The organism is Chthoniobacter sp., from assembly GCF_040003245.1.
Taxonomy (GTDB): Bacteria; Verrucomicrobiota; Verrucomicrobiia; order Chthoniobacterales; family Chthoniobacteraceae; genus Chthoniobacter.
The window spans coordinates 1-11,175 of record NZ_JBDUCX010000228.1; the positions used below are offsets into that span (position 1 = coordinate 1).

General features: G+C 61.5%; 12 protein-coding genes. 6 read left to right on the forward strand and 6 right to left on the reverse strand.

Going from position 1 to position 11,175, the window contains the following annotated elements; all coding sequences use genetic code 11:
- Positions 1 to 98 precede the first annotated feature (98 nt).
- The 3 genes from ABJF10_RS24340 to ABJF10_RS24350 are packed head-to-tail and all read right to left on the reverse strand — an operon-like array spanning position 99 to position 2,309.
- Positions 99 to 272 carry a hypothetical protein gene (locus tag ABJF10_RS24340; protein WP_348547222.1) on the reverse strand — a complete coding sequence of 58 codons (174 nt, stop codon included), beginning with the start codon at positions 270 to 272 and terminating at the stop codon, positions 99 to 101.
- Complete coding sequence (locus ABJF10_RS24345; protein WP_348547223.1) at positions 272 to 1,240, reverse strand: AAA family ATPase; 969 nt, start codon at positions 1,238 to 1,240, stop codon at positions 272 to 274. The genes ABJF10_RS24340 and ABJF10_RS24345 overlap by 1 nt, the downstream gene beginning before the upstream one ends.
- Positions 1,241 to 1,277: 37 nt before the next feature.
- Positions 1,278 to 2,309 carry a P-loop NTPase gene (locus tag ABJF10_RS24350; protein WP_348547224.1) on the reverse strand — a complete coding sequence of 344 codons (1,032 nt, stop codon included), beginning with the start codon at positions 2,307 to 2,309 and terminating at the stop codon, positions 1,278 to 1,280.
- Positions 2,310 to 2,487: 178 nt separating this feature from the next.
- Here ABJF10_RS24350 and ABJF10_RS24355 point away from each other — a divergent pair, with 178 nt between their 5' ends.
- Together ABJF10_RS24355 and ABJF10_RS24360 are read left to right on the forward strand one after the other, a co-directional pair.
- Positions 2,488 to 2,940, forward strand: a complete 453-nt coding sequence (locus ABJF10_RS24355) for a hypothetical protein (RefSeq protein WP_348547225.1) — start codon at positions 2,488 to 2,490, stop codon at positions 2,938 to 2,940.
- 192 nt (positions 2,941 to 3,132) lie between these two features.
- Complete coding sequence (locus ABJF10_RS24360) at positions 3,133 to 3,672, forward strand: hypothetical protein (RefSeq protein ID WP_348547226.1); 540 nt, start codon at positions 3,133 to 3,135, stop codon at positions 3,670 to 3,672.
- 98 nt (positions 3,673 to 3,770) lie between these two features.
- On the opposite strand, the gene ABJF10_RS24365 is transcribed toward ABJF10_RS24360, so the two are convergent.
- Positions 3,771 to 4,445: a hypothetical protein gene (locus ABJF10_RS24365; protein WP_348547227.1), complete on the reverse strand. Its 675-nt coding sequence runs from the start codon at positions 4,443 to 4,445 to the stop codon at positions 3,771 to 3,773.
- Positions 4,442 to 5,218, reverse strand: coding sequence for a hypothetical protein (locus ABJF10_RS24370; RefSeq protein ID WP_348547228.1), 777 nt, complete (start codon positions 5,216 to 5,218; stop codon positions 4,442 to 4,444). The genes ABJF10_RS24365 and ABJF10_RS24370 overlap by 4 nt, the downstream gene beginning before the upstream one ends.
- A gap of 231 nt (positions 5,219 to 5,449) precedes the next feature.
- On the opposite strand from ABJF10_RS24370, the gene ABJF10_RS24375 reads away from it, so the two are divergent.
- Complete coding sequence (locus ABJF10_RS24375; protein ID WP_348547229.1) at positions 5,450 to 6,418, forward strand: cation diffusion facilitator family transporter; 969 nt, start codon at positions 5,450 to 5,452, stop codon at positions 6,416 to 6,418.
- A 37-nt stretch (positions 6,419 to 6,455) separates the two neighbouring features.
- Here ABJF10_RS24375 and ABJF10_RS24380 read toward each other — a convergent pair whose 3' ends face one another.
- On the reverse strand, positions 6,456 to 7,442 hold the full coding sequence (locus tag ABJF10_RS24380) for an NAD-dependent epimerase/dehydratase family protein (protein WP_348547230.1): 987 nt from the start codon (positions 7,440 to 7,442) through the stop codon (positions 6,456 to 6,458).
- A 716-nt stretch (positions 7,443 to 8,158) separates the two neighbouring features.
- Between ABJF10_RS24380 and hflK the strand changes: the two genes are divergently transcribed.
- From hflK to ABJF10_RS24395, 3 genes are read left to right on the forward strand one after another with little or no spacing between them, the layout of a single operon-like run.
- A complete protein-coding gene (gene hflK, locus ABJF10_RS24385; protein WP_348547231.1) occupies positions 8,159 to 9,136 on the forward strand; it encodes an FtsH protease activity modulator HflK in 978 nt (325 codons plus the stop codon).
- A gap of 5 nt (positions 9,137 to 9,141) precedes the next feature.
- The gene (gene hflC, locus ABJF10_RS24390; RefSeq protein WP_348547232.1) at positions 9,142 to 10,137 is read left to right on the forward strand and encodes a protease modulator HflC; all 996 of its coding nucleotides are present in this window, start codon (positions 9,142 to 9,144) and stop codon (positions 10,135 to 10,137) included.
- Between the two features lie 56 nt (positions 10,138 to 10,193).
- Positions 10,194 to 11,018, forward strand: coding sequence for a PAS domain S-box protein (locus ABJF10_RS24395; protein WP_348547233.1), 825 nt, complete (start codon positions 10,194 to 10,196; stop codon positions 11,016 to 11,018).
- Positions 11,019 to 11,175: the final 157 nt, after the last annotated feature.

Below are 11,175 nucleotides of genomic sequence, written 5' to 3' on the forward strand. Positions count from 1 at the left end.
AAGGGGGAATGGGAAGGGTCCCGATGCAGGACTTTTGCTGCCTTCGTGCCTTTGTGTCTTCGTGGTGCAACTACCCGCTTCTCGTGTGCGGTCGGCCGCTACTTCGCCGGCGGCTCGTCGAAGAGCATCGCCTGCTCCGCGGAGGTCGTCCCGTTGCCACCGCGTGGGGCGACCGTCTTCTTCGCGGAAGCGGTTCCCGGCGTAAACTGTCCGCGGCGCAGATCGGTCTTCGATTTCTCCGCGGGACGCGGGCGTTGCGGTTGCCGGGCCATCACATCCGGCGGGCGGCAGAGCGGACGAGCGCCTCGTCGACAAAGACCGAGCGGACGTCGGCGGACTCGATCAGGCTGAGCATGGCCAGCTTGTTCACATTGCGGCAGATCCCCCCGGAGAGCTCGTGGAGCGCGGCCAGCGCCGGTTCGGTGAAAAGCTCGTCAAGCCGCCCGGCGGTCAGCAAGCGGTATTTGACGTATTGGGTCAGTTCCGCGAGCTCGAGCGGGCGGAGCTCGCTGCGCAAGTAAATGCGATTATTGAGCGACGCGTAGCTGGGATGCCCGAGCCGCTGCAACAGCCGCGACTCCGCGAAGAGAAGGCAGGTCACCAACTTCTGTTCCGGCGTCTCGATGTTGCTGATCGTGCGCAAAATGTGCAGGCAATCGGCGGAAAGCAGATGGCATTCATCGACGAGAATGACCAACCGCTGCCCCTGCTCGTGCAGTTCGATGATGTGGTTGGCGAGTTGCTTCACCAGATCCTGCACGCGCAAAATGCCCACCGGCAACGCGAGGTCCAGTTCCGACAGGATCTCCCGCAGTAGCCCGGTCTTGCTCAAGCCGGGCGTGACCAGCACCAGCACCACGCGGTATTTCGGATCGTCGAAATGCTGCAATAGCAACTGGCTGACGAGCGTCTTGCCCGTGCCGCTCGGCCCCGTGACCATGCCCAGCGAAGCACGAAACTCCACCGCCAGCATCATGCTGCGGAAGGCCTCCGCATGACTGTCGGTTCGAAAGAAAAACGTCGGGTGCACCGAGTCCGCAAACGGATTCTCCTTCAGCGCGTAGAAGTCCACGAAATTGCCCGCGGGCGCGAAAGGCAGGATCTCGGGCGCCGGTGGTGGTGGCACTGGCAGGTGCTCCAAAAGATTCAGGAACGCATCCATATCCGCGTCCTCCGTCGGCGCAGGAGGCAGCAAGGGAGTGGCGGAGTTCGGTTCCAAGGGCTGGGCTTGTGTTTCCATGGCTGGCTCGTGGGTTGGCGGAAATAGCATCCCGTCTTCAGGCGGCCGCGCAGTTGGCTTCCGGTCCGCAGGCGGCAGTGCGGTCGGATTTGTCTTCTTCGATAACTTTCGCGGCAATCGACGCAATGCGTTGCGCGTTGGCATTGCCCGGATCGCTCAGCACCAGCGGACGCCGGCTATAGGCCGAGCGCTCGAACGCCGGATCGCGATCCAGAAAACCGAGGGTCCGCACCGAGGTGCTCAGGTAGCGCTCCGCGCAGCCCGCGATGCGCTCGATCACCCGCCCGGCCTCCTGTTCCTCCGCCGCCTGGTTCACGAGTAAATTCAACCGCGTCGCCAGCCGCGTTTCGTAGGCGAGCTTGATGACGCCATAGGCATCGAGCGTGGAAGCCAGCGCCGGCGTCGCGAGCACGATGGACTCCTGCGCCAGACTCAAGAAATGGGTGACCGACGCGGAAATGCCCGCGGCCGTATCGATGATCAGCACATCGAAATCCGCCGCCGCGCGCAGCAATTGCTGGCCGAGCGTCTCCAGCGCCAGCACGGTCAGATCCGACAAGCGGCTCACTCCCGAGGTGCCGCAAATCATCTGGATACCGCCCGGCCCCGGCATGATCACTTCTTCGATGGTGGCCCGCCGGTCGATCAGATCGAGCAGCGTCATCTTCGGATTCACCCCGGTATAGATATGGACATTGGCCATGCCAAAGTCGGCATCGAAGAGCAGGACGCGCTTCCCGAGTTGCGCACAGGACACCGCGAGATTCACGGAAAAAGTCGTCTTGCCCACCCCACCCTTCCCGCTCGTCACCGCGATCGTGCGGGTGCGTCGAAAGGTCGCGTTCAATTCCGCCCGAACCTCCGCCACGGAATCGCGATAGAAGAAAAGTCGCTGGTGCACCCACTGGGTCAGTTCCCGCCGCCACTTCAGGATCGTTTCGTTGTCCGACGGCTTTTCCGCCAGATAGTCGGCGAAGGTCCGCTGGAGGAATTGGATCTGCGAGGGTTCGATGGCCGGCGACGCATCGCCGGCCTGCGGCTCAAGGGTGGACTGCGTGGAATTGCTCATGGAGTCAGGAGATGAAACCGGCGACGCCGAGGAAGCGTGAAATGAAACTTTTCCCCACGAACCACAAGATATGGTGGTAAGGTTTTCAACTTGACTACCACTAATGGGCTGCCAGCTTGTCACAGTCAAGCTCAATGGGAGGTTCTTTTTTCGCGAGCCGTCTCCGAGTTTCCACGTCATGCCTGCCGTCCAATTCTATTGCGTCCTTTGCGGATCCGCGCTGCAAACTTCGTCCGACTCCCGGTACGACCTGACCAAGTGCCCCTGCTGCTCGCGCTACGTCCCGGTCCCGAGACCGGTGAATTTGACCGGGGATTTCTCGCGCTACCAACCGGTATTGCCGCCGGAAGTGCTGGGACTTTCCGTGAAGTTTCAGTGCACCACCTGCGGCGTGGTTATCGCGGCTGATGCCCGGTGCGAGGGACGCCAATTGCGCTGCGACGATTGCGGCGCAAAGACCACGGTGCCGCGCTGGTCGAATGTGGCGAGCTGGCGCTTTTCGGAAGCCGGCCAGATCGCGCGCCTGCGGGCCGCGCGGCCCCCGGTTCGGGTCGAGCCACCCACTTTGAGCGTCGACGAGATCGACTTCCTGCGCGGCACGGAATCCCGGAAACCCGAGGCGGCTGCCTAGCGCCGGATGGTCAAGACACACGTCCCTCCCGAAACTGGCGAGACCGTGTGCCCTGCTTGTGGCGCCGGAATTCGCGCGGCGCCCTCCGCCCGCCGTCGGCGCGTGCAGTGCCCGAAGTGCCGCGAAGTCATCGTCCTCGAAAGTTCATCCGGCAAGGAACCCGAACCCACTCCCCCGCCCCCGGCACCTCCCGTGCCCGACCCCGCCGTCGCGGAAACACGCGGCCGCATCGACTCGCTCGAAGCGCGCGTGGAAGCGCTCGAAGCCGCCTTGCGCGATTCGATGGCCGCCGCTCGCGCCGCGACTTCGAGCACGCCCCAGCGCAAATTGTTGTGGATCACCAGCACGCCCGGACAAGCGCCCGACTTTTCGCCCGAGCAAGACCACGCGCTCTTTCATAACCTCGCCGGTGTTCGCTCGCAGGCCATCACGATCCGCACGCCGGCCGGCGATCCCGCCGCCCGCCTTCACGCGGAATGGTTCAAGGCGATCTTCGAGCGCGCCGGATGGACCGTCCGCGGCCCGGAGGAAATCCCGCCCGACGCCGCTGTCTCGGGACTGTCCCTCGCCGTCCCCGAAATCCCCGTGGCGAAGGAAGCCGCCGCCACCTATCTCGCCTTGAAAGCCGCCGGCTTCGAGCCGATCCCCATCCTGGCTTCCACGCCCCGGTTCACATCCGGCCTGGGCGCCAGCACGCTGGCGCTCACGCTCCCGCCGGTCAAAGCGGCGTAAACTCCCAGAGATCGATCCTTCTACTTAATTTGGGCTGTCAGCAGTCTTCGCGGCCACAACGGCTGGCCGAAATTCGGACTATCAAAAACGGCCCCCTTCTATCGCTCCCCGTAATATCCAGGTATTCGCAGGCGCTCAATCCACACGTTTTGCGATTCACGATCCAGCCCCTCCAAAAGCACTCCATAAAATTCGAGCAACCTCCGTTGACCATCCCATTCGTGCCGAAGCAAAGAACTCGCAGCGTCAAGCGTAACGTCCCTTCCCAACTGTAAGAGCGAAACCAACACGCTTTCCGCGTGTCGGGTCCGCGGGGTTTCCGACCGCAACCGCTCCGCCGAATCATCGGCGAGTGCGGCCCGCTCCGGCGGATTGACGCATCTGATTAATAGCCTTCGGAGGAAAGGATGTGGAAAGAACTCCAGTCTCATTGACGCATCGCGATGCAGCCATTCGCTAGCTTGTGTACCTATGTCGATTGCCCTGACTTGTATCAAGATGCTGGTCCACCTTTCCACGAGATTAATAAGGAGTTTCTCATTGAGTTCTACCTTATGGGCACGGGCCCATTCCAGGAACCAGACCCAGCCGTGAGCGGTCAACGTCCCTACTTCGCTTAATTCGCTCGCCTCCTTTCTTAATTCGCGATCAAGGCCTTCACTTTCCCACAGTGTCGCCAGGCGCAGCCCATATTCCTCGTTGACGAGAGGCCCATATGCAGGATTGGAGGTCCGCTCGATGAAGTCAGCAGCGAGGGCGAGAACGGCGCTCATGGCTCAATATACACGTGCAGATACCCACCACTTCCATAGATCGCGGCAATCTGACCCGGTAGTGTTGCATCGATTCTTGCGCGACTCACCGGCATGGGCGTCGGATTCAGTATTCTATTTGTTACCGGCTCAATTTGTCGATTTGCCGTTCGAATTGGGAGCCCGTGATCCTGCAACGCGAAGTCTTCGTCGAGTAAGACGCAAAATCTGCCGTTGCGAAGCCGCTGGCTCAGAGTGTTTTCGATGCATTGATGAGACGCCCAATCCGTCACCGCCATCCACACGTGTTGCGCCGAATCGGTATGTGCATCTGCTTCCTGATCCGGATGAAACAGGACGCAGTCGATCTCAAATTCCTCACGAAATTGGTTTCTGAGTAAATGATTTGTAAATGTCGAATGGACCGTCAACAGAAGGTCGGCATAGACGGGCTGCGCTCGAGCCCACCGAAGGTACGCTAGACGGGTTCGAGGTTTGGTGGCATCGAAGATTTTCCAATTGCTAGCGTCAAAATCTGTGACGACCCCAATGCGACCGTAAAGAGCGGACGAAAGCGGGAAGGCCAGCGGCGTGATATAGGTTGCCGTGCCCCACGTTAATGCGGGGGTCTCCGATATCTTTAGCGACTTTGGAGTTTCGTAGTGTGCCGCCCACCTGCTTTGGACAAACTTGATTCCATACGAACCGTGGGCATCTGTTAGTTGCTCCAGCAACGATCCCGAAAACGAGGTAATCTCCCGTTCCACACCCAAACGAATGCTGCCAGCAATCATCCTTTGGCTTATAAACGGATTTCAGTTGGTCTGGCAATCGCAAAAGCCGGTTCACTGAAAGTCTTCATCCGCTGAGTAAGTTTAACGAGAGACTCGCCGAAAGCCGTTAGCAGTAGCTGCCGGCTACTTCCAAGCTCAATACGCCACGACAACGGACAGTTCTCCTGTTTCCTTTAAATTCGCACGACGAATGATCGTGCCTAAGTCGCACGTCCGCATTTCGTTTAGCCCATGCCAATTCACAACGACGACCACCACGATCACGACCACGAGGACCATGGGGACAAGCACGACCATCCCCATGGTCACAGCCACGGCCACTCCCACGCCCCGGCGAACTTCGGCCGCGCCTTCGCCGTCGGCATCGCGCTCAACACGATCTTCGTCATCGTCGAGGTCGTCTACGGCCTGCTCTCGCACTCCCTCGCCCTCGTCGCCGATGCCGGGCACAATCTCAGCGATGTCCTCGGCCTCGGCCTCGCCTGGGGCGCGACGTTTCTCGCCAAACGCGCCGCCACCGAGCGCCACACCTATGGCTTCCAGCGCTCCTCCGTGCTCGCCGCGCTGGGCAACGCCATCGTGCTGCTCGTCAGCGTCGGCGCCATCGCGTGGGAAGCCCTGCAACGCCTGCGCACGCCCGACCCCGTCGGCGCGCAGACGATCATCTGGGTCGCCCTGCTCGGCATCGCGATCAACGCCGGCACCGCGCTCATGTTCCTATCCGGCCGCAAGGGCGACTTGAACGTGCGCGGCGCCTTTGTCCATATGGCCGCCGATGCCCTCATCTCCGCCGGCGTCGTCGTCGCCGGCATCGTTATCGCCTTTACCGGCTGGTACTGGCTGGATCCCGCGGTCAGCCTCCTCCTCGCCGCCATCATCATCTACGGCACGTGGGACCTGCTGCGCGAATCGATCAATCTCTCCCTCGACGCCGTCCCCGAGGGCATTGACCCCGCCGCCGTGAGCGAGTACCTGCGCACGCTGCCCAGCGTAGCCGACGCCCACCATCTACACATTTGGGGCCTCAGCACCACGGAAGTCGCGCTGACCGTCCACCTCGTCCTCACCGAGCGTTCCGCCAACGACGCCCTGCTCCGCGAGATCAACGTCACCCTTCGCGAACGCTTCCGCATCGGCCACGCCACCATCCAGTTCGAGTCTCCCGGCGCCCACGACTGCGCGAACAAAGATCATTCGTGAGCGCACCGTTGATCCCATTCTTCCCACCGCCCCAAATTCACCGCTTTCCAAAATCCTCGAGATACTGCTCGACGATCTGCTTGAGCGGCGGCGGATGCGGCAGGCCAAGCGCCAGCGCGCGGGAGCCGTCCACAGCCACCGGCCAGTTGTCCACGATCCCATGGATGCGCGCGTCGAAGGCGTCGACAATCGGGCCGATCTTCAAGCCGCGCTCGCGGGCGACTTCCTCGATCACGGACGCGGCCAGTTGCGGCGTCACGCGGTGTGCCGGCAGGCCGATGGCCCGGTCGTCGCGCAATTGCGTCGCCGGCACCTCGTGCAAGGCGATCAGCGATTCAATCACGGTGCGATACCCGGTCATCGGGTGACATTGCTCGCGGCGCACCGGCAGCAGGCAAGTCTCGCCGTTGAGCGGTTCGCGGAACATGCCGCTCGCCCAGCTCGACGCCGCGGCATTGGGTTTGCCGGGACGCACGATCACGGTGGGGAGGCGGGCTGACCGGCCGTCGAAATGGCCTTTGCGCGAGTAGTCGTTGACCAGTAGTTCGCAGATGGCCTTGGTCATGCCGTAGGTCGTTTGCGGGGTGAGCTTGGTGCGGTCGGTATTCGGATCCTGCATGGCCTCGCCGCCAAAGCACGCGATGCTGCTGGCAAAGACCACTCTCGGCCGGCCCGGCACCGCGCGCGCGGCCTCGAAGACATTGCGACCACCATCGAGATTCACGCGCAGCGCGTCGTCAAAACGCTCTTCACACTCTCCACTCACCATGGAGGCGAGATGGAAAATCGCCACCGCCGGATCGCCACCGACGGCGGAGAAAACGGTGGCGCAATCACTGATGTCTCCCGTGACCTGGCGAACGCGTCTATCCGTCGCCGGGCGATGAAACGCCGCATCCAGCAGCACGATCTCGCGGATCTCCTCCGCCGCGCCTGAAGGCCCGGTGAGAGTGCCGCGTTCCAGGAGTTTTTGACCAAGCTGCGAGCCGAGGAAGCCGCCGCCACCGGTGATGACGATTTTCATAATGGGTAGGGAAAAAGGAACCCGTCTCATAGGCCTTTAAACGAAGGTTTGTCACGCTCCGCGTGGTGAATGCCGAAGAAGGCCCTCTTTCCCTCTGCGGCCCTCTCTCCTCCCTCTGCGCCCTCTGCGGTAAATTCCCTCCCTCGGCCACCGCGACCCGCCCTGCCGACCCTGTTCCATCACATTTTTCGCAATGGAGCCAATGGAACCAATGGGCCGATGCACTTTTCTGGTGAAATGAAGGTACAATTGCCCCCATGAACATCACTGATCCCGTATCATCCCGCCTCGGTAAAGTCGCCCGCCCGCCGCCTCATCAAAACCCTCAATTCCCTGCCGGATGTCCACGCGTGCCTGGAAGACTTTTCCGATGGCCGGCCGATCAACGAGCAGAACATGAGCGCGACGCAAAATACCGGGGACTGGAGCGTTCCCGTCGCCAGCGCCTAAAGCCAAATCAAGGTAAATCAAGCCTTCTCAAGCCTCTAAAATTTTCTCCCGCGCGTGCTGGCCGCACACTTTTTTCACACCTCCCTTACGCATCTGACTTGCCCGTGCGCCGGGAATCGCACCCCTGATCGTGCCCCATCGCCCCTCATCGTGCCTAATCGTGCCTGAAATTTTCCTGTGATGTTCAGGCGCTTCGGTAACAATGCGTCTCCAGATTCGCGCCGGGGTCCCATCCCACTTCCAACCTCGAACCTCAAACCTTCTCCATGCCTCCGCCCAACTATCAGGTGTCCCAGTGGAACATGCCCCATTTCAACTTCAAGTGGATCTGGCGCGGCATCTTCGTCTTCTTCGTCATCTTGACGCTGCTTTCATGCTACTCCTCGGTGCCGGCGGACTCGGTCGGGGTGCTGCTGCGCTTTGGGAAGTTCAAGGACATCGTGCAGCCGGGGCTGGTCTTCAAGCTGCCGCTAGGCATCGACCAGATCGTCCGCGTCGAAGTCCAGCGCCAGCTCAAGCTGGAGTTTGGCTTCAGCACCCCGGGCGCCACGAACGACGACCAAATACCCCGCGAACCCGAGGCCGAGCAGAGCATGGTCACAGGCGATCTCAACATGGCGCTCGTCGAGTGGGTCGTGCAGTACCGCATCGAAGACCCCAAACAGTATCTCTTTCACGTGCACTCGCCCGCCCTGACCTTGCGCGACGCCAGCGAATCGGCCATGCGCGAAGTCGTCGGCGACCGCACGGTGGACGAAGTGCTCACCATCGGCCGGCAGGAAATCGAAAATGAAACGCTGCTCCGGTTGCAAGGCCTCTCGAAACAATACGGGCTCGGGATCAGCGTCATGCAGGTGCAACTCAAGGACGTACACCCGCCGCGCAATGTGCAGTCTTCCTTCAACGAGGTGAACCAGGCGCAACAAGAGAAGGAACAGATGATCAATGTCGCCAACGGCGAATACAACAAGGTCGTCCCCCGCGCCCGCGGCGAGGCCGATCAAAAGATCCGCGGCGCGGAGGGTTACGCGCTCGGCCGCGTCAACCAGGCGCAGGGCGATGCGGATCGCTTCAGCGCCTTGCTCGCCGAGTATCTCAAGGCGCCGGAGGTCACCCGCGAGCGCATGTATCTCGAGACGATGACCGAGATCCTTCCGCAGTTTGAACGCAAGGTGATCATCGACGACAGCGTGTCGCAATTGCTCCCGCTGCTGAACCTCGACACGAAAGCGAAAGCGAAATAACGCGCATGAATACCAAGGCTTTTTCCATCCTGCTGTTCGTCATCGCCGTCCTCGCGCTGCTCGCGGTTTCCGGCGCTTTTTACACCGTCTCCGAGATGGAGCAGGTCATCATCACGCAATTTGGCAAACCCATCGGCGAGCCGATCACCGAGGCGGGACTGCATTTCAAGACGCCCTTCATCCAGGACGTGCACAGCATCGAGAAGCGCGTCCTCGAGTGGGACGGCCCGGTCGCGGAGATGCCGACCAAGGACAAGCTCTACATCGTGGTGGATACCTTTGCGCGCTGGCGGATCAGCAATCCGGCGCAATACTATATCCGCCTCAGCGACCAGCGCAGCGCGCAATCCCGGCTCGATGACATCCTCGGCAGTGAGACGCGCAACACCGTGGCCCGCCATGAGCTCGTGGAAATGATTCGCACGACGAAGGACCGCAAGGCCGCGGTCGATGACACGCTCGTGGCCGGCAGCGGCGCGGTCGCCGCGGGGCTGCCGTCGATTCAATTTGGGCGTGTCGCGCTGGAAAAGGAAATCACCGATGAGGCGCGCGGCAAGCTGGCGGAGTTCGGCATCGAGCTGCTCGATGTGCGCTTCAAGCGCATCAACTACAACCCCGCGGTGAGCTCGAAGATCTATGACCGCATGACCAGCGAGCGCCGGCAAATCGCGGCCCGTTTCCGCAGCGAAGGCGAAGGCGAGGCGGCGAAAATCATTGGTGCCAAGGACCGCGACTTGAAGGAGATCGAGTCGAAGGCGTATCGCGAAGTGCAAACCGTCGAGGGCAAGGCCGATGCCGAGGCCACGGCGATCTACGCGAAGGCGTTCAACTCCAGTCAGGAAGCACGCGACCTCTACCAATTCCAGCGCACCCTCGATACTTACAAGACCTCCTTCCAAGGCGAGACCACGCTCATTCTCAGCACGCAAAGCAGCTTCCTGCGCTTCCTCAAGGGCGCATCCCCGACCTCCACGACCACCCCACCCAAAACAGTCCCGTAGGCTCCCCTTACGTCCATCAGGCGTGTGAATTGCGATATTCTCCAAGGACGGCCCCCATGAGTACCGAACTGCGTATCCTGCACTTGGAAGACAACGAGAACGATGCAGTGCTGATTGAAGCGACGCTTCAGCGGAATCACTTTGAGTGTCAGATCGATCGGGTCGAAACCCAGGAGGCCTTCAGCGCCGCGCTGGACCGGGGCGGCTACGATCTCATCCTCTCGGATTTCTCGCTGCCCAAGTTCGACGGGCTGTCCGCATTGGAAATCGCGCGGCTCAAGCGGCCCGACGTGCCCTTCCTGTTTGTCTCCGGCACCATCGGCGAGGACACCGCCATCGATGCGCTCAAGTCCGGCGCCACCGACTATATCATCAAGCAGCGCCTGGCCCGTCTGGTGCCCGCCGTGCATCGGGCGCTCGTCGATGCCGCGGAGCGCGCGGCCTTGCGGCGCGCCGAGGAGTCGATGATTCAATCGGAAAGCAAATACCGCCATCTCTTCGAGTGTCTCAGCGAGGCCGCCCTCCTCACCGATGTCCGCAATGGGCGCGTGATCGACACCAACCGCCAGGCGGAAATACTCTTCGGCCGGCCTCGCTCGGAAATCGTTGGCTCCAATATCGAGCATCTGCTTTCTCCGGGCACGTTGGCGGAATTTCGGCGCAACTTCACCGGTGATTCCACCTCCGATCAACGCGTGGTCTTCGAGGGTGAAATCCCTTCCGGGGAAGGCTCCGCCGTGCCCGTCTCCATCAGCGCCACGCCGATCGTTCTGTATGGGCGCCGCCTCGTCGTCGCCCTCTACCGCGACGTCACTGAACGCAAGCAAGCGGAAGCCGAGATCGAACGCCTCAAGGGCCAGCTCGCCGAACTCAAAGGGTAAGACTTCACCGCTGACGGTTCAGCGACCCCAGCGCACCCACGCCATTTCCCATTTTGCATTTTCCATTTCCCCTCCGCCACCCATAGTCATCACCCCGATGAAATTCCTCCCTCTCCTCGCCCTCACCATGCTCGCCACCAGCGTCACCACCGTCGCC

Coding starts and splice junctions, on each gene's coding strand:
- ABJF10_RS24345 (WP_348547223.1), bottom strand. CDS start 1,240: ATGGAAACACAAGCCCAGCCCTTGGAACCGAACTCCGCCACTCCCTTG.
- hflK (WP_348547231.1), top strand. CDS start 8,159: ATGCCTCCGCCCAACTATCAGGTGTCCCAGTGGAACATGCCCCATTTC.
- ABJF10_RS24370 (WP_348547228.1), bottom strand. CDS start 5,218: ATGATTGCTGGCAGCATTCGTTTGGGTGTGGAACGGGAGATTACCTCG.
- ABJF10_RS24350 (WP_348547224.1), bottom strand. CDS start 2,309: ATGAGCAATTCCACGCAGTCCACCCTTGAGCCGCAGGCCGGCGATGCG.
- ABJF10_RS24375 (WP_348547229.1), top strand. CDS start 5,450: ATGCCAATTCACAACGACGACCACCACGATCACGACCACGAGGACCAT.
- ABJF10_RS24365 (WP_348547227.1), bottom strand. CDS start 4,445: ATGAGCGCCGTTCTCGCCCTCGCTGCTGACTTCATCGAGCGGACCTCC.
- ABJF10_RS24340 (WP_348547222.1), bottom strand. CDS start 272: ATGGCCCGGCAACCGCAACGCCCGCGTCCCGCGGAGAAATCGAAGACC.
- hflC (WP_348547232.1), top strand. CDS start 9,142: ATGAATACCAAGGCTTTTTCCATCCTGCTGTTCGTCATCGCCGTCCTC.
- ABJF10_RS24395 (WP_348547233.1), top strand. CDS start 10,194: ATGAGTACCGAACTGCGTATCCTGCACTTGGAAGACAACGAGAACGAT.
- ABJF10_RS24380 (WP_348547230.1), bottom strand. CDS start 7,442: ATGAAAATCGTCATCACCGGTGGCGGCGGCTTCCTCGGCTCGCAGCTT.
- ABJF10_RS24355 (WP_348547225.1), top strand. CDS start 2,488: ATGCCTGCCGTCCAATTCTATTGCGTCCTTTGCGGATCCGCGCTGCAA.